A 24,770-nucleotide genomic window follows, 5' to 3' on the forward strand; every position below is an offset into this window, starting at 1 on the left:
ACATGGGGGGAAATGAAATGCCCGACCCCGGGTTCATCCCGGGTGCCACCCTCATCAAGAATGTGGCGAGAAGGAAGGACACGCCCGGGCGCTCCAATCAATTCGGATTGCCGGGGAAAACAAAAAATGAGCCGGCTGCATGGCCCAAAAGAAAGGCCCCGCCGAAGCGGGGCCTGACCTTGCTGCTATTCAGCGGCCGGCGCGGGCTGCGCCTGTTCGTTTGGGTGGTCGTCTTCCTCGGTCACCAGTCTCGCCTTGGCGATGAAGGTGTAGAACATCGGGACCACGAAAAGGGTGAAGGTGGTGCCGATGATCAGGCCGGTGAAGATGACGAGACCCATCGAGTAGCGCGCCGCGGCACCCGCACCTGCAGCCATGATCAGCGGCACGACGCCGAGCGCCATGGCGGCCGTGGTCATGAGGATCGGGCGCAGGCGCACCTTGGCCGATGCGACGATTGCCTCAACGCGCGACAGGCCATGCTCCTCACGCTGCTGGTTGGCGAACTCCACCATCAGGATGCCGTGTTTGGTGATCAGGCCGATCAGCGTGATCAGGCCCACCTGGGTGTAGATGTTCAGCGTCGACAGTCCCAGATTGAGCGGCAGAATGGCGCCGAAGATCGACAGTGGCACCGTCATCATGATGATGAGCGGATCGCGGAAGCTCTCGAACTGTGCCGCAAGCACCAGATAGATCACCACCACGGCGAGCGTGAAGGCGATCAGGATGGTGTTGCCCTGCTCCACTTCAAGCCGCGACTGGCCGGAATACTCAATGAAGAAGCCGTCCGGGATGGTGTTTTTGGCAATGTCCTCGATCACCGCGAGGCCGTCACCGGTCGAAACACCGGGCACCGGCAGGGCCGAGATCGTTGCCGAGTTCAACTGGTTGAACTGCTCGATCGCTGCGGCGGCAACATCCGTCGACACGGTGATGACCGCCGAAAGCGGCACCATCTCGCCCGTCGCGCTGCGCACGAAGAAATCGCCCAGCCGCTCCGGGTTCTCGCGGTATTCCTGCGGCACCTGCATGATGATGTCGTAGCTGTTTGAATCGCGGTCGAACTGCGCGATGGAACCGCTGCCGACAAGCAGGCTGAGTGTCGTGCCGACATCGGAAACCGGCAGGTTGAGTGCCGCCGCCCGGTCGCGGTCCACCGTCACCACCACCTGCTGCGCATTGTAGGCGAGCGAGTTCTGCACGACGATGAAGCGGCCCGAGGCCTGGGCCTCTTCCTTGATCTTCTCGGCCACTTCGAAGACGCGCGCCGAATCGCTTGTCGACTGGATCACGAGCGAGATCGGCAGACCACCGCCGGCGCCGGGAAGCGAAGGCGGCGCGAAGACGAGGGCCTCGACACCGGCGATCTTGGAGAGCCGTGCCTGGATATCCTGCTGGATTTCCTTCTGCGACCGCTCGCGATCCGCCCAGTCCTTGAAGGCCCAGAGCGCGATGCCCGAATTGGTCTGCCCACCAAAACCGACGATGGAGAAGCTGGCCTTGAGCTCGGGGAGATCCTTGGTCAGTTCACGCATCTGCGTCGTGTAGAGGGTGGTATAGTCGGTCGTCGCATAGGATGGCGCGGTGATCAGCGAGAACAGTGCGCCCTCGTCTTCCTCCGGTGCCAGCTCGCTGGATGTGTTCATGAACATGAAGCCGGTAAGCCCGAGAAGGACGAGCACCACCAGCATCGTGACGGGGCGGTATTTGAGCGAACCGCTGACCATCCGTTCATAGAAATTGGCGAGCCTTTCGAACGTGGTGTCGACGATCACCTGGAACCGGCTGTGATTGCCGCGCTTGAGAATGCGCGCCGACATCATCGGCGTGATCGTAAGCGCGACAACACCAGAAATGACCACCGCACCGGCAAGTGTCATCGCAAACTCGCGGAACAGCGAGCCGGTCAGACCGCCGGTGAAAGCCAGAGGCGCGAACACCGCAGCAAGCGTGATCGTCATGGCGACAACCGGGCCCGTGATCTCCTTCATGCCGACAAAGGCCGCGCGGCGCGGCGAAAGCCCTTCCTCGATATGCCGGTGAATGTTTTCCACCACGACGATGGCGTCGTCCACCACCAGGCCGATGGCCAGCACCATGGCCAGCAGCGACAGGAGGTTGATGGAGTATCCGAGCGCGAACAGCACGAAGCAGACGCCGATCAGCGAAAGCGGAATCGTCACGATCGGCATCAGCACAGAGCGGAAGGAACCAAGGAACAGGAGGATGATAACGATAACGATCAGCACCGCTTCCATGATGGTCTTGAAGACCTCGTCAATGGACGCGCTGATGGATTCCGTCGCGTCGTAAAGAACCTCGATGCTCATGCCTTCCGGCAGGCTTGCCTGAATGGACGGCAGCTCCTCCGTCACGGCACCCGCCATGTCGAGCGGGTTGGCGCCCGGCGTCGGGAAGACGCCGATGAACGTGCCCGGCTGACCGTTGAAGCTCACCACCATATCCGTGCTCTCGGCGGCAAGCTCGATATCGGCCACGTCGCGCAGACGCACCACATCGTCGCCCGTTGCCTTGAGCGGCAGGGCTCCAAACGCTTCCGGCGTCTGCAGCGTGGACTCCATCGAGATCGCGTAGGCGACATATTCGTTTTCGGTCTTGCCGGGTGCGGCAAGGAAGTTCGATGCCTTGATGCCGGCTAAGACCTCGGCCGCGGTGAGCTGGCGTGCCGCCAGCCGCACGGGGTCGATCCACACGCGCATCGAATAGTTCGCCGCACCGATGATCTGCACCTCGGCAACGCCGGGGATGGTCGACATGCGCGGGCGGATAACGCGTTCGATGTATTCGGTGAGCTGTTCGCTCGACATGTTCGGGTTCTGCATCGCCAGATACATGGTGGCGAACTGCATGCCCGTGCCCTTGACGATGGTCGGGTCCTTGGCGTCCGCAGGCAGTTCACTGCGCACCTGCTGCACCTTGGACATGACCTCCGTCAGCGCGACGTCCGGATCGGAGCCAAGCCGCATCTGCACGCTGACCGTGCTCGCCGAAGGACGGCTCTGCGACGTGACGTAATCCACGTTTTCCGTGGTCGCCACGGCGCGGGCGATGGGGGCCGTGATAAAACCCTGGATCAGGTCGGCGCTGGCGCCGGGATAGATCGTGGTGACGGTGATCACCGTCTCCTCGACCTCCGGATACTGACGAACCTGCAGGTTGAACAGTCCCTGGAAGCCAAGCAGCAGGATCAGCAGTCCTAGGACGGTCGAAAGGACCGGCCTGCGGATGAAGATATCGGAAAAACTCATTGGGCTGCCGCCTCTTCCGCCTTGGCGTCATCGTTTGCCGGCTTCTGCCCGGTGTCGGGCGTGCCAGAGCTTTGTGAATTGCCGGGATTGATCGTGTTGTCGATCGCAACCGGGGTGCCGTTGGAGAGGCGGTTTTGTCCGGCTGTCACGATGATGTCGCCGGGTTTGACGCCCGAGCGGATTTCCACAAGGTTTCCGGAACGGCGACCGACCTGCACGAAGGTCTGGCGGGCCTCGAGTTTCGTCTCGCCTTCCTCGCCTTCACCTGCGTTTTCCGGCTTCCTGGCGACAAACACGTAGTCGCCGTAGAGGCTGGTAACGACTGCGGTCTGCGGCAGCGAGATCACACCGTCTTCTTCCGGCAGGATGACCTGCACTTGCACGAACTGACCGGGTGTGAGCTTGCCGGACGTGTTGTCGATGCGCGCGCGCAACGAAACGAGGCGGCTCGAAGGATCGACCTTCGGGTCGATGCCGGTGATTTCGCCTTCGAACTCTTCGCTGTCATTGTTGAGCGAAAGCCGCACCGGCTGGCCGATCTTCAGGTTTCCGAGCTGCTGCTCGGGAACGGTGAAGTCCGCGCGCATCGTTTCGATGTCCTGCAGCGTGGCGACGATCGTTCCCGGCGAGAGATACTGACCCTTGTCGATGCGCGGAATGCCGATCGTGCCGGAGAACGGCGCGCGAAGCTGACGCTGCTGCAGGACGGCTTCCGCCTTCTGCACCTGCGCTGCGGACGCCTGGGCGGCGGCCTCGGCATTGTCGAGGGAAACGCCGGAACTCACGCCGCGGCTGCGCAGTTCACGGGCACGATCGAGCGCCTGCTGGTCCAGTGCTGCCTGGGTGCGCGAGGCGCTCAGCTCGGCCTGCTGGATGTTGTCCTCAAGCTGAAGGAGAACGTCGCCGGCCTTGACCTGCTGGTTGGCTTGAAAACGGATCTCCGTGACGATGCCGGTGGTCTCGACCGTGAGGTCAACGCCCTGGTTGGCGTTGACGGTACCGATAGCCTCGATTGCGGGCGTCCATTTCCCCTCTTTCGCTTCGACAGTCGAAACGGTGACGGTGGGAACGGGCATGTTGGCGAAGAACTGCTGGATCGCCTGATCCCGGAACATGTTGAAACCGACTATGCCGCCCGCAACGAGCGCAAGCAGGACGATGGCAATGAGAAGACGCTTGATCATGTCGTCAGACCCCGGAGGCATTGGGAATAATATCGATTAGTTTACATAAGAGTGGCGCAGATAGCGACGCTGCCGCTCCCGAACAAGAGCGCGGCGCTATCTTGGCTTGCCAAATGTCGGCGCTTTACTGTACCGTCTGGACGGTATTGTCAAGCTTCAGGATGTCAGGAATGGTGAGACCGAGCTCCGGCGCACGGGAAAAAATCCTTGATGCAGCGGCCGAGATTGTCCGCGAGGCGGGTGCTGCCAGCATGTCTCTGGATGCGGTCGCCGCGCGCGCCGGGGTCTCGAAAGGGGGGCTGCTCTATCACTTTTCCAGCAAGTCGAAACTGTTCGAAGCCCTTGTCGAGGGCTTCATCAGCGAAGAGTACGACAAGTTCCAGGAGCGCAAACAGGCGCATGAGAAGAGCACCAATGGCGTCGTGCAGGCCTATATCGACCTGTTTGTCGAGGAGCGGAAGGAATGCCAGCCGCCGCCGTCCGGCCTGCTGGCCGCGCTGGCCGAAAACCCGGATTTCCTGAAGCCGGTCCAGAAATACGAGCGCGAAGTGCTCGACCAGATGAAAGCCACCGCGAGCGATCCGTCCCTCGCGGTGATCGCTCTTCTCGTGGTGCACGGGGTGCGGGCGATGGAACTGCTCTCCATCAATGTGGTCAACAATCAGGAAGTTGCCGAAATGATCGCCGCGCTGCGCGGTCTGCTCGAAGACAGGGCGGGCGCGTCCGGCTCCTGACCTGCCTCACGCCGTCTGGTGCGTGCCGATGGCGGCGCGGGTTCCGTGGCCGAGATCGGCGAAGCGCGGTATGGGCTCCTGCAGAAGCTGCAGCGCGCCCGGTCTTTCGCCGGCGATCCTTCGGATCAGCAATCTGCCGAGGTTTTCACCCGCTTCGGCAATGTCCTCGTAGACGGCATCGATGCGAGGGCGCACTTCGTCGTAAAGCAGCGAGGTCTGCTTGACCACAAGATCGAAATCCCTGCCCACGGTGAGACCCTGATCGCTCAGCGCGGCCATGATCGAAAGCGCTGAAACCTCACCGGCGCACACCATCCCGTCCGGCGGGTCCGGCTGCCTCAGCCGCCAGGTGAGCCACGCATATAAGTCGGCTGCATTGCTGTCGAGATTGATATCCCCCGGCAATTCCGATGCGACCCCGGCTCTCTCCACGGCCTCCTGAAATCCGTCGCGCAGGTGCCTCCGGAACATGAAGCGGTCTGGCGGCAGGATCAGCGCCAGCCGGCGCCGACCCTTCGATACAAGGCGCTCCACCGCCATCCGGGCAAAGGCCGCGTTGTCGTAGTCGACAAAGGCGTGCTCGACCCCGAGATCCGTGCGCCCGTGCGACACGAAGGGAAAGTCGTTTTCCATCAGCAGCTTGACGCGGGGATCCTTCGGCTCGGTCCGCGAAAAGACAACGCCGTCGGCCATCCGGTTGCGCAGGATGTATTCGATTGGATCGATCGAGGGCACTTCGGCGAAATGCGGCGTGATCACCAGATGATACTGGGTGTCGCGCAGGGCGCGCGCCAGGCCGCTGATCATCGACGTGGAAAAGCCCAGCAATTCGTCATGAGGGTCGAGCACGAAGCTGATCACATTGGTGCGCCCGGTTCGCAGATGCCGCGCGGCGCGGTCGGGCTGGTAGCCGATCTCGCGCGCCACGCGCTGCACGCGCTGGCGCGTCTCGAACGCGATCTGCGGAGCATCGAGCAGCGCGCGGGAAACGGTGGTGACGGCAAGGCCGGTCATCTCCGCGATGGTCCGCAATGTGGGGCGGTCTGATCGGCGCGCCATGTCATCTCCTCCCGGTTGCCGCTGAACGGCCTTCGATGGCGCCGGATTCGCCAAAAACCGTCATTTCAATCGATATAAATTTATGTTTCCACACGGATGAGGTGGAAAAATCGGAAAAATTCCCCTTGGTTTTCAATGTTTTATCTCCTCCCGTCAAACAGGCAAGAATCTGATTGACCTGTATGGGATTTATAACGTTATAAATAGATAGATCGCAAAGGAGCAAGCGATCCCATTGGGAGGAGTATCATGACCATTCGCAAATTCGCCGCGCTGGCGGCGGGCACTGCCCTTCTTTCCATGGCCGCCGGCAGCAATGCCGTGGCCGAGGACACGGTTGAGGTTCTGCACTGGTGGACGTCTGGCGGCGAAGCCGCAGCGCTGAACGTTCTCAAGGAAGATCTGGAATCCAAGGGCGTCACCTGGCAGGACATGCCGGTGGCCGGCGGTGGCGGTGAAGCCGCCATGACCGCGCTGCGCGCCCGCGTCACCGCAGGCAACGCGCCGACGGCCGTGCAGATGCTCGGCTTCGACATCATCGACTGGGCCGAACAGGGCGTCGTCGCCAACCTGAACGATGTGGCCGAGGAAGAAGGCTGGGCCGACGTTGTTCCGGCTGCCCTCCAGAACTTCTCCAAATATGACGGAAACTGGATTGCCTCGCCGGTGAACGTCCACTCGACAAACTGGGTGTGGATCAACAAGGCCGCGCTCGATGCCGCCGGCGGCAAGGCGCCGGAGAGCTGGGAAGAGCTCGTCGCCGTTCTCGACAAGATGAAGGAAAACGGCATCACCCCGCTCGCCCATGGCGGTCAGCCCTGGCAGGACGCCACGGTGTTTGAGGCCGTCGTTCTCTCACTCGGCAATGACTTCTACAAGTCCGCGCTCAACGATCTCGACCCGGAGGCGCTCGGCTCCGACAAGATGAAGGAAGCCTTCGATCGCATGGCGAAGCTGCGCACCTATGTCGACGACAATTTCTCCGGCCGTGACTGGAACCTGGCTTCGGCCATGGTCATCGAGGGTACGGGCGGCATGCAGATGATGGGCGACTGGGCCAAGGGCGAGTTCCTCAAGGCCGGCAAGAAGCCGGGCGAGGATTTCGTCTGCATCCGCTTCCCCGGAACCCAGGGCTCGGTGACCTTCAACTCCGACCAGTTCGTCATGTTCCAGGTCGGCGAAGACAAGCAGAAAGCCCAGAAGCTGATGGCCTCCGCCGTCATGAACCCGGAATTCCAGTCGGCCTTCAACGTCGTTAAGGGCTCGGTACCTGCCCGCACCGACGTGCCGAACGACGCGTTCGACGATTGCGGCAAGAAGGGCATGGCCGATCTGGCAGAAGCCAATTCCGGCGGCGGCCTGTTCGGCTCCATGGCCCATGGCCACGGCGCGCCGGCTGCGGTGAAGAACGCGGTGAACGACGTGGTTACCCAGCACTTCAACGGTGAACTGACGTCTGAAGAGGCCGTCGAAGAGCTGAAGAGCGCCGTCGCTGCCGCGCAGTAAGGCGGCAGCGTCCAGGGGCTAAGAGAAGCCAGGGGCGGGCGTCATACCCCTCTGGCCTGCCGGCCATCTCCCCCTCAAGGGGGGAGATTGGCTGACATAGCCGCCGAGCCTCCATGCCACCGATGGGATCAGCGAAAACGGCCCCACCGCGTGATCTCCCCTTTGAGGGGGAGATGCCCGGCAAGGCAGAGGGGGGTGCCATCACCCCACACCGTTGAACACGGAAAACCAGCATGAACCGAAATCGCCTGCAGGAGATCATCCCGCGCCTGGTGCTCAGCCCGAGCATGGCGCTGATCCTGATCTTCGTCTACGCCTTCATCCTTTATACCTTCTACCTGTCGATGACGGATTCGCGCATGCTGCCGTCCTACGGGTTTGTCGGGTTCGAGAATTACGCAAAGCTGTGGGATCTGCGCCACTGGTGGCGGGCGCTCACCAATCTGGCGATCTTCGGTTCGCTCTACATCATCATCTGTTCCGTGCTGGGTCTCTTTCTGGCGATCCTGCTCGACCAGAAAATCCGTGGCGAAGGCTTCCTGCGGCCGATCTACCTTTACCCGATGGCGCTCTCCTTCATTGTCACCGGCACGGCGTGGAAATGGTTTCTCGATCCCGGCATCGGGCTTGAAAACACCATGCACCAATGGGGCTGGGCAAGCTTCGAATTCGCCTGGATCAAGGACCGCACGCTGGCGATCTACACGGTGGTCATCGCCGCCGTCTGGCAGTCCTCGGGCTTTGTCATGGCCATGTTTCTTGCGGGCCTCCGCGGCGTCGACAGCGAGATCATCAAGGCCGCGCAGATGGATGGCGCCTCCAGTGTCACCATTTATCGCCGCATCATCATTCCCATGATGCGCCCTGTCTTCCTCTCGGCCTTCGTCGTGCTCGCGCATCTGGCGATCAAGTCCTACGACCTCGTCATCGCGCTCACCGGCGGCGGCCCCGGTCAGGCCACCGAACTGCCGGCGACCTTCATGTATTCCTACACCTTCACCCGCAACCAGATGGGCATCGGCGCATCGTCGGCCATCATCATGCTGGTGATGATCTTCTCGATCATCATTCCCTATCTTTATTCCGAGTTGAAGCCGGGGAGGCAGAGATGAGTGCCGTCAAAACCGTAGGCGCCAGCGGCAACAGGCTCGCCCGCGCCGCGATCTATTCCGTTCTCATCGTCTTTGCGGTCTATTATCTCCTGCCGCTCTACGTGATGCTGGTCAACTCGGTGAAGCCGCTCGACGAAATCCGCCAGGGAGACATGCTTTCCCTGCCAAGCGTCTTTACCTTCGAACCCTGGGCCAAGGCTTGGTCGAGCGCGCAGGTGGGCGTTCAGCCAACGGGCCTGAAACCCTATTTCTTCAACTCCATCCTGATGGTGGTGCCGGCGGTGGCCATCTCCACCATTCTGGGCGCGCTGAATGGTTACGTGTTGACCAAATGGCGCTTCCGGGGCGATGACCTCGTCTTCGGGCTCATCCTTCTGTCCTGCTTCATCCCGTTTCAGATCGCGCTCATTCCAGCCGCGCGCATTTTGGGGCTGCTGGGCATTGCCGGCACGACACAGGGGCTGGTGCTGATCCACGTGGTCTATGGCCTCGGCTTCACCACGCTGTTCTTCCGCAATTATTACGCCGCCTTCCCCACGGAGCTGATCCGCGCGGCGCAGATCGACGGGGCCGGTTTCTTCCAGATCTTCCGGCGCATTCTCCTGCCCTCCTCCGCGCCCATCATTGTGGTCACGGTCATCTGGCAGTTCACCAATATCTGGAACGACTTCCTGTTCGGCGTCTCCTTCGGCGATTTCGATTCCCAGCCGATGACGGTGGCGCTCAACAATCTCGTGTCCTCGTCGGGCGGCGTGAAGGAATACAATGTCCATTTCGCCGGCGCGATCCTCGCCGCCCTGCCCACCCTGATCGTCTACATCGTCTCCGGACGCTATTTCGTGCGCGGCCTCATGGCCGGCGCCGTCAAAGGATAAGCCCATGGCCTTTCTCAAGATCGACAACCTCAGAAAATCCTTCGGCAAGGTGGATGTGCTGAAGGGCATCGACCTCGAAATCGAAGAGGGCGGCTTCCTGGTGCTCGTCGGCCCGTCCGGCTGCGGCAAGTCCACCCTGCTCAACACCATTGCCGGGCTTGAAGCCATCACCAGTGGCTCGATCAGCATCAATGGCAAGGTGGTCAACGACCTGCACCCCTCGCAGCGCGACATTGCCATGGTGTTCCAGTCCTACGCGCTCTATCCCAACATGACCGTGGCCGAGAACATCGGCTTCGGCATGGAGATCCGCGGCACGCCCAAAACCGAGCGCGATGCCGCGATTGCCAAAGTGGCAGAGACACTTCAGATCGGCGCGCTGCTCGACCGCAAGCCGAGCCAGCTTTCCGGCGGTCAGCGCCAGCGTGTTGCCATGGGCCGGGCGCTCGTGCGCGATCCGCTGGTGTTCCTGTTCGACGAACCGCTCTCCAATCTCGACGCCAAGCTGCGTGTCGACATGCGCACGGAGATCAAGCGCCTGCACCAGCGCATGGGCACCACGATTGTCTATGTCACGCACGACCAGATCGAGGCGATGACGCTGGCCACCAAGATCGCCGTTCTGAAGGACGGCGTGCTCCAGCAGTTCGGCACGCCGGCAGAAATCTACAACCGGCCCAACAATCTCTTCGTCGCCGATTTCATGGGCTCTCCGTCGATGAACCTGATCCCGGCAAAGGTGAAGGTCGATGGCAGCGATGTCGCCATCGTCATGGAACGCGAGGATGGCGCGCCGCTCACCCTGCCCATGGCAGGCGCCAACGGCGCGCTTTCAGGCCGCGATGGCAAGGAGGTGGTGTTCGGCATCCGGCCTGAAGCGCTGACGGACCCCGACAGCGCCGACCGCAATGCCAGCCGCATCAGTGAGCTCGACTGCGAGATCGAGGTGATCGAGCCCGCCGGTTCCGACACCTTCGCGGTCACCCGGCTCGGCGGGCGCGAGATCGTCGCCCGCCTGCGCGCCGATGCGCCCATCTCCGCCGGGCAGACCGCCCGCCTCGCCTTCAACCTCGACAAGGCGGTGCTGTTCGACCCGCAGACGCAAGAGCGGATCGGGTGAATCCGGGCCCTTCGATAGACGGCGCTACCCCTTCACCGCTCCTGCCATCATCGTGCCGCTGATCTTGCGATACATGACGAGCCCGAGCAGCATGGGCGGCAGGGCGCCGACCATCATCACCGCCGCCGCCACGCCCCATTGAACGCCGCCACCCGAAGCCGCAAAAAAGAACGATGCGCCGACCGTCACCGGAACCGCTTTCGAGGTGGTCAGCATCAGGCCAAACAGGAACTCGTTCCATGCGGTGATGAAACCGAAGATCATGCTCGTCACGATCGCCGGCCGGCAGACGGGGCCGACGATCTTGAAGAGAATACCCGTGCGGCTCACGCCGTCGATCATCGCCGCCTCGTCCAGCTCGAACGGCACGTCCGAAATGGCGTTGACGAGGATGATCAGCACCAGCGGAATGTTGACGATGGTCATCACCAGCCCGAGGCCCAGCCGTGTGTCGAGCAGGCCCATGAACTGGAACATCATGTAGATGGGAATGGCAAAGATGACGAGCGGCACGGCGCGCAGATTCACGATCAGCGGCAGGAGCGTCTTTTCGCCGAACCGCCCGCGCACGATGGCATAGGCCGCCGGCAGCGCCAGAGCCACGGCCAGAAGCGTGCCCATCGCCGCCACGGCAAAGCTGTTGGCAAGGTATAGGAAAATATTCAGGCGATCGGAGACCGTCAGCACGGTTGCGTAGTTTTCCAGCGTCGGCGCGTTGATCCAGAGCCCCGGATTGGTGGAAATCTCGCGCGCGCTCTTGAACGAGGTGACAAGCGTGACGATGAGCGGAAAGTTCATCGCAAAGGCGGCAAGGGCAAACACGGCCCAGCGGATCGCGTTGAGCATCATCGTCTCCTGCGCCTTGCAAGGCGGTTCAGGCCGTAAAGCACGGCAAAGGACGCGGCAAAGAGGATCACCGATGCCGCCACCGCCTTGCCGATGGCCGCCTGTTTGAAGAAGGCTTCATAGATGTAGATGGAGAGCGACGTGGTCGAGCCCCCTGCCCCGCTGCCGGTCAGCACATAGACATTGTCGAACACGCGGAACCCGTCGATGAAGCGGATCAGAAGGGCCGCCGCGAGTGTGGGCAGCATCAGCGGCAGCTCGATGCGCCAGAAGCGGGCGAAGCCCGTGGCGCCGTCGATCGAGGCGGCCTCCCGCAGCTCTTCGGGGATTGCCTGATAGGCCATGTGAAAAAGCAGGAAGGCAAATGGCGTCCATTGCAGTGTCTCCACCACAATCAGCGTCCAGAAGGCCGAGTTCGGTCCGAGAAAGGCCGGGCTGTTGCCAAACCACGCCCAGAGATAATGCGGCACCGGCCCGGCGAATTCATGCAGGACGAGGCGATACATCAGCCCCATGAGCGCCGGCGCCACCATCAGCGGCAGCATGAGAATGGCAATCGGCCAGCTGCGCTCCTTGAAAAGGGGTGCAAGGAAGACGGCAAGCCCGAGCCCGATCAGGCATTCGAGAATGGCCGTCAGCAGACCGAAGCGCAGCGAAAACCAGTTGGCGCGCCAGAAACCGCTGTCGGTCAAAACGGCGGCAAAATTGCCGAAACCGGAAATCTCGGGGCTCCGCAGCGTCTCGAAGCTGATCTCCGACACGGAATAGATCAGGTTCACGATGGCCGGAAAGCCGAGACACACCAGCAGAAACGCCATCAGCGGTGTGGCAAGCAGCGTCCATTCGAGGCGATGGGTCGTTTCCATTGGGTTTCTTGGTCTGGTTTCCGGATCGGTTTAGCGGTTGGCACCCGCCCCTCATCCGCCTGCCGGCATCTTCTCCCCGCATACGGGGAGAAGGAAGAAGCGGCGACGTCTATGTCCCCTTCTCCCCGCGAGCGGGGAGAAGGTGAGGATGAGGGGCGAGCGCCAGCCAGTGCTATTTCAGCAAGTCCGCCATGCCCTTCTCGACATTGGCCAGCGCCGTATCGAGATCCTGCTGGCCCGACCAGTAGCCGGTGAACTCCTTCGCCTGCAATTCGTAGATCGCAAGCGCATTGGCCGATGCGCCGCCATTCATGACATAGCCATAGGCCCCGGCATATTCGCCAAGCTGCACCAGATCGGGCCGCTCGTCGGCAACCGCCGAAACCGCGTCCGCCGAGAGCGCCGGCGCTCCGCCCGCGCGGGCATAGATCAGGGCCGCTTCCTCGGTCGAGAGCCATTTCAGGAAGGCCTTCGCGCCTTCCTTGTTTTCCGCACTCTTGTTGAGGCCAAGCCCCAGACCGTGGATGTGCGTGGCACGGGCTTCCGGCCCAGCCGGCGGTGCGATTGTCGCCGTCACCTCGCCCACGGCGGGAGATTTTTCCGCACTGGTCAGGTCGGCTGCCGCCGCATTCCACTGCACCATGGCCGCCACCTGGCCTGCCGCATAGGCGGCATTCGCCTCGGCAAACTCATAGGAAAGGGAATCGCGCGGCGTCGCCCCGGCGTCATAGAGCTTCTTGTAGAGCTCCAGCCCCTTGCGGAATGCCTCCGAGTCGACCGTGATCTTGCCATCGGCATCCATCCAGTCGCCGCCGTAAGAGCGCGCGGTGGACTGCCACACCATGATGTTGAAGAGCAGGTTCTTCATCTGCAGCACCGTGCCATAGCGCGTCGGGCTGTCCGGGTTCACCGCCTTGGTGAAATAGAGCGCGGTCGCCGCATAATCGTCCCAGGTCCATTCGTCCGGGTTCTTCGGCTCCATCGCGGTGCCCAGATGCTCCTTGCTGATTTCCGCATAGCGCGCCCTGGCGTCGTCGTCGCTCATCAGCGCGTCGATCAGGTCCTTGCGGTAATACATGAAGTGCAGCGAAAGGTCGGTCGGCACGCCATACTGTTTGCCGTCGAACTGCATGGTCGAAAGCACGGCGTCGCCATAAAGCGCCTGCGCTTCATCCGAAAGCTCTACCGGCTCCATGAAGGGCGCGTAGCGGCCGATGGAATAGGTGGCGAGCAGGTTCAGGTCAAATGCATCGGAGCCTGCGGCCAGATCCGCCTGCAGCTTGTCCCAGAAGCCGTCGCGGTTGAAGAACAGAAGCTCGACCTTGTTCTCCTCGCTCACATCGTCCTTGGCGTTATAGGCGTCGGCAGCCGCCCGCAGTGCCGTTTCTTCCGGGCCGCCCGGCCAGCCGAGCACGGTCACTTCCGCATTGGCTGCACCGGCAAAAAGGCCGGCGGCGAAAACGCTGCCCAGAAGGGCGGCGGCAAATCGTGCAACAGGTTTCATCGTCATTCTCCCATTTATTGGTTTGTCTGGTTTTGGGTCTTGGTATTGCGTGCAAGGTCGGCGATCCCCACCACGCCGGCCTTGTCGCCGAGCCTCGCCGGCACAAGCCGGGGCCTCAGCCTTTCCGGCACATCGTCAAGATGCGCCTCGATGCGCGCCCGGTAGCCCGGCACCAGCCCGATACCGCCGCCGATCACGATGCGCGCCGGGTCGAAGGTGAGCTGTATGTTGCGGCATAGAATGGCCGCGCGCTGCGCCGAAAGATCGAGAATGTCATCGGCCCAGCCCTCGCCCTTCTCCGCTGCGGCAAAAACTTCACGCGCACTCGCGCCCGGCTGATGCGCTGCCGCCTCAGCGGCGATGAAATTGCCCGAGACATGATCTTCAAGCGCGCCGTCGAAATCCTGCCCCTGCATGAGGCCGAAATGGCCGGTGAGACCCGTCCTGAGCTTGCCATCCAGAACGACGCCACCACCAATGCCGGTGGAAATCGTCAAAAAAACCAGATCGCTCTCACCATCGCCGAAACGATATTCGCCCCATGCGGCGGCCTGCGCATCATTGGCGGCGATGGCCGGTTTTCCCGAAAGGCCGGTCACCGTCTGCAGCAGCGGAAACCGGTCTGGAATGTCGAGCGTCCTGCGGTTGAGCGGCGACCACAGCCCGTCATCGACAATGCCCGTCACCGCCACGCCAACACTCTCGTAAGTTCCCTGCCAGTGCGCGATCTCGGCGAAAAGCGCCTCCAGCCATTCGGCAGGCCCGCCGTCTCCTTTCGGCGTCGGCAGGGTCACGCTGTCGGCAACGGTTTCGCCGCGCACGAGTGCCGCCAGCATCTTCGTGCCGCCTATGTCCAGCGCCAGAACGGTTCCCTCCCCGCTCATATGTGCGCTCCCACCGCCTCATCCATGTCGGCGCGGAACCATGAGGTAACATGCTCCGGCCGCGTGATCGCCGAGCCGACCACCACCAGCCGCGCGCCGGCCCTGAGTGCCGCTCCCGCATGCTGCGGCTGGCGGATGCAGCCCTCCGCCACCACATGCGGCGTGAGCGCGCGCATGGCGCGGATCAGGTCGAGATCGGGCTCCGTCGGCTCCGGCCCGCCCGTATAGCCTGAGAGCGTGGAGCCCACCATTTCGGCACCCTCGTCCAGAGCCTGCCGGGCATCGGAAATGACGGAGCAATCGGCCATGGCGAGCTTTCCCGCTGCATGGATACGCTTGACGAGCTCATTCGTCGGAACGGGCCGCTCGCGCTGCGTGGCGTCATAGGCGATCACATCCGCCCCCGCCGCCGCCAGCGCCTCCACGTCCTCGATCCATGGCGTGATACGCACGGGCGAAGTGTCGAGATCGCGCTTCACCAGCCCGATGATGGGGGCGTCGGTCGCTGCCCGCACGGCCTGCACATAAGGGGCGGACTCGATCCGCAGCCCCTGCGCGCCGCCGGCAAGGGCGGCCAGCGCGAAAGCGACGACGATCGGCGCCGTATCCATCGGCCCGCCGGTCACCGGCTGGCAGGAAACGATCAGGCCGTTGTCGAGCGACTGAATGCTGTTTGCCACGCTTGTTCCCCCGTTTGAAGAGGGCATCATAGGCAGATAAAATACCAGAGTACAACCAGTTTTAAACTGGTATTATCGATGCAGCTCGATCACGAAATCATAGACGTCGCCGCGATATTTGGTCTGGGTGAACTCCACGATCTGCCCGTCCTCCAGAAAACAGCGGCGCTCCACCACCAGAAGGCTGGTGTGCGGCGGGGCTTCGAGCAGGCGCGCCTCTTCCGGCGTGATCGGGGTCGACTGCATGCGCTGCACCGCGCGCACCGGCATGGCTCCGCGCGCCTCCAGCGCCTGGTAGAGCGATGCGCCCACCGCTGCGGGTTTGGGCAGAAACCGCACGGGCAGTGCCGCCGTCTCGATGGCGATCGGCATGTCGTCGGCGGTGCGGATGCGCTTCAGCCGCGCAATCTGGTCGCCGCCCGAAATGCCCAGCGCCATCATCTCGGCAGGAGAAGGGCGCGCGGTTTCCTTGGAAATCCAGATGCAGCCGGGCTCCAGCCCGCGCGAGCGCATGTCTTCGGAAAAGCTGGTCATGGTGGAAAGCGATTTTTCCAGCCGTGAGGAAACCACGGTCTTCGCCCCGTGCCGCCGGTGTAAAAGCCCCTCCCGTTCCAGGTCCTCGATGGCGCGGCGTATGGTGACGCGCGACATGGAAAGGGCAGCGCACAGCGTCCGCTCGCTGGGGATCACCGCTCCCCGTTTCAGCCGCGAGGAATGAATGGCTTCCGCCAGCGCCATCTCGACCCTTCGATAGAGCGGTTCGGCGCTGTTGCCGCGCGCGATGTGCCCACGCATGAAATCGAGAAGTGCCGCTTCTTCCATCTGGGGTTCCTCTGGTCTGTCCTTGCCTGTCCATCATGGCAGATTTTTCACAGGTTTTGAACTGGTATTATTTTTTCGCTCATCTGGTGCCGTCATCCCACCGGGTGCATGAGGCCCATGCGGTCCATGTGGTGGGCCTGTTTTCATCAGAAAAGTTGCCAAATGGCATTATCTATATTATTTAATGCCAAAAGGATTTGAGCATGGCGCAATTACAACCGGTCGATACCCGAAGTCAGGAATTCCGCCCCGCACCGATCACGGATGACGAGGCAGCGGCGATGTTTCGCGCCATTGTCAATCTCTTCCGGCTGTGGGACATCACCGACGAGCAAGCGGCCATCCTGCTCGATCTGCCATTGCGCACCTATCGGCGCTGGAAAGCGGAAGGGCCTGGCCGCATCGACCGCGATGGCCGGGCGCGGCTTTCGAACCTGATGGGCATCCACAAGGCGCTGCGTCTCATCTTCCGCGAGCCCCAGCGCGCCTATCGCTGGATCTCCCGGCCCAATGAAGCGTTCGACGGCCGCACCGCACTCGACATCATGCTGGGCGGCGAACTCACCGATCTGATGCGCGTGCGCCGCTATCTCGATGCCGAGCGGGGTGGCTGGTGACCGGCAGTGACACGCCGCCCCTCGCCTCCATCGACTGGCGCGGCGCGGTGCGCATCATCCGCAGCATCTATCCCCCGATCGATCTTTTCGAGGATATTGCCGATCCGGCCGACTGGCCTCTGCTCATCTCCGCCGAGCAGAAGACCAATCCGCGCATCATGGAAACCATCGGCAATCTGGATCTCGTGCCGCCTGCGCGGCGCGTGTCGGGGCCGGGTGCCTCCTTTCTGATGGCGCCCTTCACCCATGTCAGTCCGGATCGCCCGAGCCGCTTCAGCGATGGACGTTTTGGCGTCCTCTATGTGGCGTCCTCTTTCGAGACCGCGCTGTTCGAAACCATCCACCACCATGCGCGCTTCATGGCGGCAACGGGCGAGCCCGCCGGCTGGACCTCCCAGTTCCGCGAGATCGTGCTCGACGTGAAGGCAGAACTCCACGATCTGCGTGGCGGTGGTTTTGATGCAGCACTCGCCCCTGACGACTATGCCGAGGCACAGGCGCTTGCCCTTGCTCTGCGCGCAGCCGGCTCCGAAGGCATTGCCTATCCAAGCGTGCGCCATCCGGGCGGCGAATGTGTCGGCCTCTTTTATCCCGACAGCGCGGCCAACCCGGTGCAGGGCCGTCACATCGACTATCACTGGAATGGCGAGCGTGTGGATTTCTACCGCGATGCCGGCAGCGGCGCGGTGTTCCGGATCGTTTGAAAAGTACGCAAAAATGTCTTACATCTTGCAGGATCAAATGCCCTGCTAGGGTCAGAACCCTAGGGACGTGCCATGCCGCGAATGCAAAACCAGAAAGAAGAGTCGATCACCTTCCGCATTGATGGTGAGACGAAGAATGCGCTTGCGCGTCTTGCCAGAAAAGACCGGAAATCTCTCGGTGCGCTGATGCGCGGTCTCGCTCTTGAGAAGATCGAACAGGACAGGCGCCGCCGGTTTGAGGAGGAGGCCGCGCGGCAGGCACGTGAAGCCGCCGCTGCCAGCCGGGTCTCGTCCGACGAGGCGGCGGTCATGCGTGAGCTGGAAGACGATCTATCTTCCTTTGATGACGAATGGAAATAAGGCGCGGGGATCTGGTGACCATCCCTGTCGCCGGCGATTATGGCAAGCCGCGCCCCGCGCTTGTCGTGCAGGACGATGCCTTTGCCGAATTGCCGTCTGTGGTGGTTTTGCGGATCACCAGCGATGTGCATGAATGGCCGCTTTTCCGCATCACCGTCGCGCCCTCGCAGGAAAACGGCCTCAGGGCCGTCTCGCAGATCATGGTCGACAAGCCCGCGGCCGTGCCGGTGGCGAAGCTCGGACGCCGCATAGGCCATATCGAGACACCATTGCTGGCGGAGGTGGATCAGGCGCTTGCGCGTTTTCTGGGGGTATAATCCCCTCTCCCCTCACCCGTTGCGAAAGGCATAGCTGTAGCCGTTGATGGCCGGCACGCCACCGAGATGCGCATAGAGCACTTTCGAACCTTCGGGAAAGAAACCCTTCTTCACCAGGTCGATCATGCCCTGCATGGATTTGCCCTCATAGACCGGGTCGGTCATCATGCCTTCAAGCCGCGCGCAAAGCCGGATTGCGTCCTTCGTCTCTTCCGAGGGGACGCCATAGGCGGGGTAGGCATAATCCTCGATCAGCACCAGATCGTCATCGGCAATCTCGCGGCCAAGTTCCACCAGCTTCGCCGTGTTGCGCGCGATCTCCAGCACCTGCGCGCGGGTCTGGTCCGGTGTGCCGGACGCATCGATGCCGATCACCTTGCGCGCACGGCCATCGGCGGCAAACCCGACCAGCATGCCGGCATGGGTGGAGCCCGTCACGGTGCAGACGACGATATAGTCGAAGGTGAAGCCGAGCTCTTTCTCCTGCGCGCGCACCTCTTCGGCAAAACCCACATAGCCGAGGCCGCCATATTTATGCACCGAGGCGCCGGCGGGGATCGCATAGGGCTTTCCGCCTTTCGCTTCCACGTCCTTCAAGGCGTTTTCCCAGCTCTCGCGGATGCCGATGTCGAACCCTTCGTCCACCATTTCAACATCCGCACCCATCACGCGGCTTAAGAGAATATTGCCGACCCGGTCGTAGACGGCATCTTCATGCGGCACCCAGCTTTCCTGCACCAGCCGGCACTTGAAGCCGATCTTCGCCGCCGTCGCTGCAACCATGCGGGTGTGGTTCGATTGCACGCCGCCGATGGAAACCAGCGTGTCGGCACCTGAAGCAATCGCATCGGGCACGATATATTCCAGCTTGCGCAGCTTGTTGCCGCCGAAGGCGAGGCCGGAATTGCAGTCCTCCCGCTTGGCATAGAGCGAAACCCCGCCGCCCAGATGCGCGGAAAGGCGCTCCAGCTTCTCGATGGGCGTGGGGCCGAAGGTGAGCGGATAGCGTTCGAATTTCTCCAGCATGGCAGGCCTTTCGATGATGTCTGATCTGAGACGAGCCTAGCCGAGAAATTGCGGAATGTGCTTTCAGATTTAAGCGTCAGATTGCTTATGAAGTGCAGACATGACCTAATAGCTGACTCACTTTCTAATTCTATGGGATTTTGAATGGAAGAATCTTCCACCGAAAGCAATCTTGACCGCACCGACATGCGCATTCTCCGGCATCTGCAGCGCGATGGCCGGCTGAGCAATGCCGATCTGGCAAAGCTTGTCGGCGTCAGTGCCGCCACCTGCCACCGCCGCACCGAGCGGCTTTTCAGGGAAGGCTATGTGCGCGGCGTTCATGCGGCGGTCGCACCAAAGCATGTCGGGCGTGGGGCGCTGGTCATGGTCGGTGTGGTTCTCGATCGTTCCACGCCTGAAAGCTTTTCCGCCTTCGAAGCGGCGATCCGCAAATTGCCCTTCATTCTCGATTGCCATCTGGTGGCCGGCGATTTCGACTATTTCCTCAAGATCCGGGTGCGCGACATGGCCGATTTCAACCGGCTGCATGGCAGCCAGCTGATCGCCCTGCCCGGCGTGCGCCAGACGCGCACCTTTTTCGTCATGAAGGAGGTGGTGGACGGCGCTGCACTCGATTTCTGAGCGCCGCGCCGTCCGTATCGTTCCTATCGGCTTTTCAGCACGTCCACGATGGCTGCACTGACATCCTTCAGCGCCCCATTGCGCGTTTCGAAATCCACATCCGTGTCGGAAATGAAGATTGAGACGAGGAAGGGTGCGCGGCCGGGCGGCGTCACCATGGCCACCAGATTGCGCGTGTGGCTTCCCGCGCCGGACTTGTCGGAGATCGCCCAGTCTTTCGGCAGGGAGGCGCGCATCAGGGCGCCGGTCACGCCGCCATGGCTCATCCATTCGATGAGTTGCGTGCGCGAGGCGGGTTTCAGCACATCGCCCAGAAGCAGGGCATGCCAGGTTTCGGTCATGGCTGCCGGCGTCGTCGTGTCGCGCGGGTCACCGGGCGCAAAAGCGTTGAGCTTCGGCTCCAGCCGGTCGAGGCGGCTGACGGGGTCGCCGATATCGCGCAGAAACGCGGTGACCGCCTTCGGTCCGCCCAGCCGCCCGATCAGAAGGTTCGCTGCCGCATTGTCGCTCATGTCCAGTGTGGCAAGGCAAAGACCTGCGATCGACATGGCCTTGCCCACTTGCTTCTGGGTCACCGGCGAATAGGAAACGATATCGAACTGGCGAATGGGCAGGGCGTCTTTGAGAGCGAGCGCCCCGGCATCGGCCTTCGCAAGCACGCCGCCGCAAATCAGCGCCTTCACCGTGCTGTTCATCAGAAAACGTTCTTCCGCGCGGTGGCTCCAGCGCCAGTCCGAACCGGTGTCGCGGATCATGATGCCCACCCGTGCGCCAAGCGTGCTTTCAATTCGCTCGACTGTCTGGGAGAGCTTGGCGTGGCTCTCGTCTGCGCTGGCGGAGCCCAAAAGCGACAGGCCGATAGCGAGCCCTGCCGCGAAGCGCGACAGAACAGATGTCAGTTTACGCATGTCTTGTTCCTTGTTCATGCCGGCTGGCGTTTGCCTGTCAGCCGGCGGAGATGCCCCGCAATGCCCTTGCATGACATCAGTCAATGTCATGACAATCCTATATTTCGGCTTGCGTTCGCGCCGCAAACGACAAATGATCAGGGGCATCATTAGATAAAGTAATGTCAATGGACAGAGCCGATATTCCGCTCAATGCGCTGCGCGTGTTCGAGGTCGCCATGCGGCAGGGCAGTTTCACCAGGGCGGCGGAGGAGTTGCGGGTCACGCAGGCCGCCGTCAGTCACCAGATCGCCCGGCTGGAGGATAGGCTCGGCGTCGCCCTGTTCCTGCGGGCGTCCGGCGGGCTAGTGCCGACCGATGAGGGGCGCCTCCTCTATCCCGTGCTGGAACACGGGCTCGACGGCATTGCCCGCACGCTGTCCCGCATCACCGGACGGCGCGATGTGGAGCTCCTGAAGATCGGCGTGAACACCACCTTCGCGCTCGGCTGGCTGTTGCCGAGGCTTGCCGCCTTCGAGAACGCCCATCCGGAGGTCGACCTGCGCATCTCCACAAACAACAACCGCGTCGACATTCTGCGTGAAGGGCTCGACATGGCGATCCGCTTCGGCAATGGAAGCTGGACCGGAAACGATGCGCTCCCCCTTGTCGCAGCACCCATGGCGCCGCTCTGCGCGCCGTCCCTCGCGCTGCGCCTTTCAGAGCCGGCGGATCTGGCCCAGATGGTTCTCCTGAGGAGCTATCGCAGTGCCGAATGGCCCGGCTGGTTCGAGGCGGCAGGCACACCCTGCCCGCCCGTCACCGGCCCGGTGCTGGATTCCTCCATCGCCTTGGCGCAGCTTGCCGCTGAGGGCGCGGGCGTCGCGCTTCTGCCGGTCGCCATGTTCGCGCGTCAGGTGGCTGAGGGACGGTTGACCCAGCCCTTTGGCACCACGGTCTCTGCCGGCCGCTATTACCTCACCTGGCACTCGGACCGGCCACAGACAAACGCGATGGCGCGCTTCCGGCAATGGGTCATTAGCGAGTGCGCGCGCGCCACCTGAACCGCGGCATCACCGTCCCTCATAGCGCGGGGTCCGCCGCTCGATCCACGCACCGAGGCCTTCATGTACGTCGCGGGTCACTGCCATCCTGGCAAACTGTTCACTCTCAATCTGCAGCCCCTCCGCAATGGTGGTGTTGAGCCCGCGCGTCACCGCATGGAGGATACGCGCGCTCGCCAGCGGTGAATGACGTGTGATGCGTCCGGCGAGCTCGAACGCGGCGTCAAGAAGCGTCTCATGGGGAACGACCCGGTTGACGATGCCCATCTCGCACGCGCGCTCCGGGCTGAAGGGATCGCCCGTCAGCAGATATTCGAGTGCCCGCTTGCGCCCGGCCAGTCTTGGCAGGCGCTGCGTGCCGCCGAAGGTGGGCGGGATGCCGATGTTGATCTCCGGCTTGGCGAAGAGCGCCCGCTCGCTCGCGATTGCCAGATGCACGGCCTCGGTGATCTCGCAGCCGCCGCCGAATGCAAGCCCGTTCACCGCCGCGATGATGGGCTTCGGAAACGCCTCCATGCGCGACGTCATCGCCTGCCCGCGCCGCACGAAATCGCGCACGGCCACGTCCACGCCGTCCTTGATGCTTCGCGCAAATTCAGGGATGTCGCCGCCCGCCGAGAAGGCGCGCTCGCCTGCCCCCGTCAGGATCACGGCTTCGATGCTCCGGTCCTGCTCGATCTGATCCAGCAGCTCCATGAGCCTGTCATTGGTCGCGTAGTTCAGGGCATTCAACTTTTCGGGGCGGTTGAGCGTCAGCAGCGCTGTCTTGCCGCGTTTTTCGAAGAGCACTGTGCTGGTCGACATGAAAACCTCCAATGTGCTTTGCAGAAACATGCATCGGGGCTAACATCAGATTCGAATTCAATAAACTCACTAGTGAGTATAGATTGCCATGCCGAGAGATGCCGCGCCAACACGGGAAAAGATCGTCAGGACAGCCAGCCGCCTGTTTTATGGCAAGGGCGTTCGCGCCGTCAGTATGGACACGGTGGCCGAGAAGGCGGGCCTCACCAAGAAGACGCTCTATTATCATTTCCGCAGCAAGGACGATCTGGTCACCGCCTGTCTCGCCTCCCGCGACCAGCCCAATCTCGACCTCTTCGCCAATTGGTTTGCGCAAGCGGAGGGACCGCTTCCCGAGCGCATCCGCGCCATCTTCGAGAACATCGCCAAGGGTGCAGCAAGCCGCCGCTGGAAGGGGTGCGGTTTCCTGCGCACGGCCGCCGAACTGGTCGAGACACCGGGCCACCCGGCGGTGAAGCAGGCCTCGGCCCACAAGAAGCGGCTTGAGGCCTGGCTTGCCGGGGTGATCGCCGCCGAACAGCCCGACCACGCGCCGCAGCTCGCGCGCCATGTCCTGCTTCTGCTCGACGGCGCCTTCTCCACCATGCTCGTGCATCACGACACGGCCTATATCCGCAGTGCCGGCGAAGCGGCTGCGGCGTTGCTGCGCGGGAAGGGTTTTATGTCAGCCGGGTCAAAAGCCCCGCCATGAGCTGCGCGCGCTCCACCAGGCTGTCGGTCTCGATATATTCGCCGAGCGTGTGCAGCCCCGCCCCGCGCACGCCGATGGAATCGAGCGTGGGAATGCCAAGCGCGCCAGTGAAATTGCCATCCGAGCCGCCGCCGGCGCTTGCATGGGACAGCTCGAAGCCGATTTCGCCGGCAATGCCGCGCGCCATCTCATAGACAGCCATCGTGCCCGCATCTGGCTCCCACACCGGCCGCGTCACGCCGCGCGTCACCTCGATCACCACGTCGTTTTCCTCGCCCGAAAGCGCCAGCATGCGCTCCACGCCATGGTCGAGATCGGCCTGGCGCTTGGCCATGGAAAGCACCTCCGCATCGCAGGTGGACGACACGCAGTTCACCCATTGCCCCGCATGGATCACACCCACCGAGAAGGTGCAGTCCTCGCCGGTCATGCTTTCGATCTCCAGCACCTTGCGCGCCATGGCGGCGATGGCCGATCGGCCATCCTTGAGCGCCCAGCCGGCATGGCTCGGCCGGCCCGCCGTCTTCACGTTGAAGCGCGCAATGGCATAGCGGCCCGTCACCGCGCCGCCGTCGGGGCGCGCGGGTTCGGGCACCAGAACCACCTTGTTCTTGCGCGCTTCCATTTCGATCAGCTCGCGCGTTGAAGGTGTCCCCACCTCCTCGTCCGGCGTGAACAGAACGGTGATCGGCAGCGGCGTCTCGATGCCGGCGCGGATCAGCTGCCGGATCGCCTCGAGGCTCACATAATTGCCGCCCTTCATGTCCTGAATGCCGGGGCCGTAGCAGCGTCCGTCCTCGATGCGCCACGGATTCTTCTCCAGCGTGCCGATGGGATGCACCGTGTCGAGATGGCCCGAGATGAGAATGCCCGGCTTGCCGAAATCCTTGTGCGGAAAGCGCGCCCGCACGGAGCCGCCAAAGCCCATCCGGCCCGGAATGCGCTCGATCTCCGCGCCGATTGCGGCGAGTTCATAGGCCGCAAGATCCATCATGCGGTCCACGGCGGCCGCGTCGAATGTGGGGCTTTCGCAGAGGATCCAGGGCTTGAGCCCGGCCAGCATCGTTTCGGTGTCGAAGGGCAGGTCTTTGATGTTCATGATGTGTGTCCTGAACTGGAGCAATTCCAGGAAAAGTGGAAACCGGTTTCCGTCCTGAATTGCGCAAAACAATGGATTGGAGCGTTTTCGCATTTCAGCGAAAACGCCGTCGT

23 protein-coding genes and 1 pseudogene are annotated in these 24,770 nt (G+C 62.5%); 12 read left to right on the plus strand and 12 right to left on the minus strand.

From position 1 onward, the window contains the following. Window positions 1–185 precede the first annotated feature (185 nt). Window positions 186–3,272: an efflux RND transporter permease subunit gene (locus tag AC07E3_RS09765; protein ID WP_478361543.1), complete on the minus strand. Its 3,087-nt coding sequence runs from the start codon at window positions 3,270–3,272 to the stop codon at window positions 186–188. Further along, complete coding sequence (locus AC07E3_RS09770; protein ID WP_478361545.1) at window positions 3,269–4,456, minus strand: efflux RND transporter periplasmic adaptor subunit; 1,188 nt, start codon at window positions 4,454–4,456, stop codon at window positions 3,269–3,271. The genes AC07E3_RS09765 and AC07E3_RS09770 overlap by 4 nt, the downstream gene beginning before the upstream one ends. Window positions 4,457–4,626: 170 nt before the next feature. On the opposite strand from AC07E3_RS09770, the gene AC07E3_RS09775 reads away from it, so the two are divergent. Beyond that, window positions 4,627–5,190 (plus strand): TetR/AcrR family transcriptional regulator, encoded by a 564-nt coding sequence (locus tag AC07E3_RS09775; RefSeq protein WP_065817905.1) that lies wholly within the window; start codon window positions 4,627–4,629, stop codon window positions 5,188–5,190. A 6-nt stretch (window positions 5,191–5,196) separates the two neighbouring features. Here AC07E3_RS09775 and AC07E3_RS09780 read toward each other — a convergent pair whose 3' ends face one another. Then, complete coding sequence (locus tag AC07E3_RS09780) at window positions 5,197–6,249, minus strand: LacI family transcriptional regulator (protein WP_478361547.1); 1,053 nt, start codon at window positions 6,247–6,249, stop codon at window positions 5,197–5,199. A gap of 249 nt (window positions 6,250–6,498) precedes the next feature. Here AC07E3_RS09780 and AC07E3_RS09785 point away from each other — a divergent pair, with 249 nt between their 5' ends. The 4 genes from AC07E3_RS09785 to AC07E3_RS09800 all read left to right on the plus strand — a co-directional run bounded on the left by AC07E3_RS09785 (window position 6,499) and on the right by AC07E3_RS09800 (window position 10,862). Next, window positions 6,499–7,755 (plus strand): ABC transporter substrate-binding protein, encoded by a 1,257-nt coding sequence (locus tag AC07E3_RS09785; protein ID WP_336071278.1) that lies wholly within the window; start codon window positions 6,499–6,501, stop codon window positions 7,753–7,755. 233 nt (window positions 7,756–7,988) lie between these two features. Next, entirely contained in the window at window positions 7,989–8,867 is an 879-nt protein-coding gene (locus AC07E3_RS09790) for a carbohydrate ABC transporter permease (RefSeq protein ID WP_065817902.1), read from the plus strand. Further along, the gene (locus AC07E3_RS09795; RefSeq protein WP_478361549.1) at window positions 8,864–9,742 is read left to right on the plus strand and encodes a carbohydrate ABC transporter permease; all 879 of its coding nucleotides are present in this window, start codon (window positions 8,864–8,866) and stop codon (window positions 9,740–9,742) included. Before AC07E3_RS09790 ends, AC07E3_RS09795 begins: the two co-directional genes overlap by 4 nt. Window positions 9,743–9,746: 4 nt before the next feature. Beyond that, entirely contained in the window at window positions 9,747–10,862 is a 1,116-nt protein-coding gene (locus AC07E3_RS09800; protein ID WP_478361551.1) for an ABC transporter ATP-binding protein, read from the plus strand. A 24-nt stretch (window positions 10,863–10,886) separates the two neighbouring features. Here AC07E3_RS09800 and AC07E3_RS09805 read toward each other — a convergent pair whose 3' ends face one another. The 5 genes and pseudogenes from AC07E3_RS09805 to AC07E3_RS09825 all read right to left on the minus strand — a co-directional run bounded on the left by AC07E3_RS09805 (window position 10,887) and on the right by AC07E3_RS09825 (window position 16,464). Further along, complete coding sequence (locus AC07E3_RS09805; RefSeq protein WP_478361553.1) at window positions 10,887–11,708, minus strand: carbohydrate ABC transporter permease; 822 nt, start codon at window positions 11,706–11,708, stop codon at window positions 10,887–10,889. Then, complete coding sequence (locus tag AC07E3_RS09810) at window positions 11,708–12,574, minus strand: carbohydrate ABC transporter permease (RefSeq protein ID WP_336071274.1); 867 nt, start codon at window positions 12,572–12,574, stop codon at window positions 11,708–11,710. Before AC07E3_RS09810 ends, AC07E3_RS09805 begins: the two co-directional genes overlap by 1 nt. Window positions 12,575–12,746: 172 nt before the next feature. Beyond that, on the minus strand, window positions 12,747–14,078 hold the full coding sequence (locus tag AC07E3_RS09815) for an extracellular solute-binding protein (RefSeq protein WP_478361555.1): 1,332 nt from the start codon (window positions 14,076–14,078) through the stop codon (window positions 12,747–12,749). A 14-nt stretch (window positions 14,079–14,092) separates the two neighbouring features. Further along, window positions 14,093–15,669: pseudogene (locus tag AC07E3_RS09820) on the minus strand (putative N-acetylmannosamine-6-phosphate 2-epimerase). A 45-nt stretch (window positions 15,670–15,714) separates the two neighbouring features. Next, a complete protein-coding gene (locus tag AC07E3_RS09825) occupies window positions 15,715–16,464 on the minus strand; it encodes a GntR family transcriptional regulator (protein WP_322340662.1) in 750 nt (249 codons plus the stop codon). Window positions 16,465–16,667: 203 nt separating this feature from the next. Between AC07E3_RS09825 and AC07E3_RS09830 the strand changes: the two genes are divergently transcribed. From AC07E3_RS09830 to AC07E3_RS09845, 4 genes are all read left to right on the plus strand, one after another. Next, window positions 16,668–17,081, plus strand: coding sequence for an antitoxin Xre/MbcA/ParS toxin-binding domain-containing protein (locus AC07E3_RS09830; protein ID WP_478361557.1), 414 nt, complete (start codon window positions 16,668–16,670; stop codon window positions 17,079–17,081). Beyond that, window positions 17,078–17,785 carry an RES family NAD+ phosphorylase gene (locus tag AC07E3_RS09835; protein WP_478361559.1) on the plus strand — a complete coding sequence of 236 codons (708 nt, stop codon included), beginning with the start codon at window positions 17,078–17,080 and terminating at the stop codon, window positions 17,783–17,785. The genes AC07E3_RS09830 and AC07E3_RS09835 overlap by 4 nt, the downstream gene beginning before the upstream one ends. A 72-nt stretch (window positions 17,786–17,857) precedes the next feature. Further along, entirely contained in the window at window positions 17,858–18,145 is a 288-nt protein-coding gene (locus AC07E3_RS09840; RefSeq protein ID WP_478361561.1) for a hypothetical protein, read from the plus strand. Beyond that, window positions 18,136–18,462: a type II toxin-antitoxin system PemK/MazF family toxin gene (locus AC07E3_RS09845; RefSeq protein WP_223006497.1), complete on the plus strand. Its 327-nt coding sequence runs from the start codon at window positions 18,136–18,138 to the stop codon at window positions 18,460–18,462. Before AC07E3_RS09840 ends, AC07E3_RS09845 begins: the two co-directional genes overlap by 10 nt. A 12-nt stretch (window positions 18,463–18,474) precedes the next feature. Here AC07E3_RS09845 and AC07E3_RS09850 read toward each other — a convergent pair whose 3' ends face one another. After that, complete coding sequence (locus AC07E3_RS09850; RefSeq protein WP_223006496.1) at window positions 18,475–19,488, minus strand: 1-aminocyclopropane-1-carboxylate deaminase; 1,014 nt, start codon at window positions 19,486–19,488, stop codon at window positions 18,475–18,477. A gap of 144 nt (window positions 19,489–19,632) precedes the next feature. On the opposite strand from AC07E3_RS09850, the gene AC07E3_RS09855 reads away from it, so the two are divergent. Next, window positions 19,633–20,112, plus strand: coding sequence for an Lrp/AsnC family transcriptional regulator (locus AC07E3_RS09855; protein ID WP_229450748.1), 480 nt, complete (start codon window positions 19,633–19,635; stop codon window positions 20,110–20,112). Window positions 20,113–20,135: 23 nt separating this feature from the next. Here the strand turns inward: AC07E3_RS09855 and bla are convergent, their stop codons facing one another. After that, window positions 20,136–21,020, minus strand: coding sequence for a class A beta-lactamase (gene bla / locus AC07E3_RS09860; protein ID WP_478361564.1), 885 nt, complete (start codon window positions 21,018–21,020; stop codon window positions 20,136–20,138). Between the two features lie 167 nt (window positions 21,021–21,187). Here bla and AC07E3_RS09865 point away from each other — a divergent pair, with 167 nt between their 5' ends. Next, window positions 21,188–22,063, plus strand: coding sequence for a LysR family transcriptional regulator (locus tag AC07E3_RS09865; protein WP_336071266.1), 876 nt, complete (start codon window positions 21,188–21,190; stop codon window positions 22,061–22,063). 9 nt (window positions 22,064–22,072) lie between these two features. On the opposite strand, the gene AC07E3_RS09870 is transcribed toward AC07E3_RS09865, so the two are convergent. Beyond that, window positions 22,073–22,867 (minus strand): crotonase/enoyl-CoA hydratase family protein, encoded by a 795-nt coding sequence (locus AC07E3_RS09870; protein ID WP_478361566.1) that lies wholly within the window; start codon window positions 22,865–22,867, stop codon window positions 22,073–22,075. Between the two features lie 88 nt (window positions 22,868–22,955). Between AC07E3_RS09870 and AC07E3_RS09875 the strand changes: the two genes are divergently transcribed. After that, window positions 22,956–23,558: a TetR/AcrR family transcriptional regulator gene (locus AC07E3_RS09875; protein WP_478361568.1), complete on the plus strand. Its 603-nt coding sequence runs from the start codon at window positions 22,956–22,958 to the stop codon at window positions 23,556–23,558. Here the strand turns inward: AC07E3_RS09875 and AC07E3_RS09880 are convergent. After that, the gene (locus AC07E3_RS09880) at window positions 23,527–24,657 is read right to left on the minus strand and encodes a M20/M25/M40 family metallo-hydrolase (RefSeq protein WP_478361570.1); all 1,131 of its coding nucleotides are present in this window, start codon (window positions 24,655–24,657) and stop codon (window positions 23,527–23,529) included. The two genes, AC07E3_RS09875 and AC07E3_RS09880, sit on opposite strands and share 32 nt — an antisense overlap. Window positions 24,658–24,770 lie beyond the last annotated feature (113 nt).

The sequence above is a fragment of the Nitratireductor lacus genome, assembly GCF_056431025.1.

Bases quoted from the DNA above. Each gene is read 5' to 3' on its own strand.
- AC07E3_RS09855 (WP_229450748.1), top strand. From the start codon at position 19,633: ATGGAAGAATCTTCCACCGAAAGCAATCTTGACCGCACCGACATGCGC.
- AC07E3_RS09875 (WP_478361568.1), top strand. From the start codon at position 22,956: ATGCCGAGAGATGCCGCGCCAACACGGGAAAAGATCGTCAGGACAGCC.
- AC07E3_RS09840 (WP_478361561.1), top strand. From the start codon at position 17,858: ATGCCGCGAATGCAAAACCAGAAAGAAGAGTCGATCACCTTCCGCATT.
- AC07E3_RS09825 (WP_322340662.1), bottom strand. From the start codon at position 16,464: ATGGAAGAAGCGGCACTTCTCGATTTCATGCGTGGGCACATCGCGCGC.
- AC07E3_RS09880 (WP_478361570.1), bottom strand. From the start codon at position 24,657: ATGAACATCAAAGACCTGCCCTTCGACACCGAAACGATGCTGGCCGGG.
- AC07E3_RS09790 (WP_065817902.1), top strand. From the start codon at position 7,989: ATGAACCGAAATCGCCTGCAGGAGATCATCCCGCGCCTGGTGCTCAGC.
- AC07E3_RS09765 (WP_478361543.1), bottom strand. From the start codon at position 3,272: ATGAGTTTTTCCGATATCTTCATCCGCAGGCCGGTCCTTTCGACCGTC.
- AC07E3_RS09770 (WP_478361545.1), bottom strand. From the start codon at position 4,456: ATGATCAAGCGTCTTCTCATTGCCATCGTCCTGCTTGCGCTCGTTGCG.
- AC07E3_RS09870 (WP_478361566.1), bottom strand. From the start codon at position 22,867: ATGTCGACCAGCACAGTGCTCTTCGAAAAACGCGGCAAGACAGCGCTG.
- AC07E3_RS09850 (WP_223006496.1), bottom strand. From the start codon at position 19,488: ATGCTGGAGAAATTCGAACGCTATCCGCTCACCTTCGGCCCCACGCCC.
- AC07E3_RS09805 (WP_478361553.1), bottom strand. From the start codon at position 11,708: ATGCTCAACGCGATCCGCTGGGCCGTGTTTGCCCTTGCCGCCTTTGCG.
- AC07E3_RS09845 (WP_223006497.1), top strand. From the start codon at position 18,136: ATGGAAATAAGGCGCGGGGATCTGGTGACCATCCCTGTCGCCGGCGAT.
- bla (WP_478361564.1), bottom strand. From the start codon at position 21,020: ATGCGTAAACTGACATCTGTTCTGTCGCGCTTCGCGGCAGGGCTCGCT.
- AC07E3_RS09830 (WP_478361557.1), top strand. From the start codon at position 16,668: ATGGCGCAATTACAACCGGTCGATACCCGAAGTCAGGAATTCCGCCCC.
- AC07E3_RS09865 (WP_336071266.1), top strand. From the start codon at position 21,188: ATGGACAGAGCCGATATTCCGCTCAATGCGCTGCGCGTGTTCGAGGTC.
- AC07E3_RS09810 (WP_336071274.1), bottom strand. From the start codon at position 12,574: ATGGAAACGACCCATCGCCTCGAATGGACGCTGCTTGCCACACCGCTG.
- AC07E3_RS09780 (WP_478361547.1), bottom strand. From the start codon at position 6,249: ATGGCGCGCCGATCAGACCGCCCCACATTGCGGACCATCGCGGAGATG.
- AC07E3_RS09815 (WP_478361555.1), bottom strand. From the start codon at position 14,078: ATGAAACCTGTTGCACGATTTGCCGCCGCCCTTCTGGGCAGCGTTTTC.
- AC07E3_RS09785 (WP_336071278.1), top strand. From the start codon at position 6,499: ATGACCATTCGCAAATTCGCCGCGCTGGCGGCGGGCACTGCCCTTCTT.
- AC07E3_RS09800 (WP_478361551.1), top strand. From the start codon at position 9,747: ATGGCCTTTCTCAAGATCGACAACCTCAGAAAATCCTTCGGCAAGGTG.
- AC07E3_RS09795 (WP_478361549.1), top strand. From the start codon at position 8,864: ATGAGTGCCGTCAAAACCGTAGGCGCCAGCGGCAACAGGCTCGCCCGC.
- AC07E3_RS09775 (WP_065817905.1), top strand. From the start codon at position 4,627: ATGGTGAGACCGAGCTCCGGCGCACGGGAAAAAATCCTTGATGCAGCG.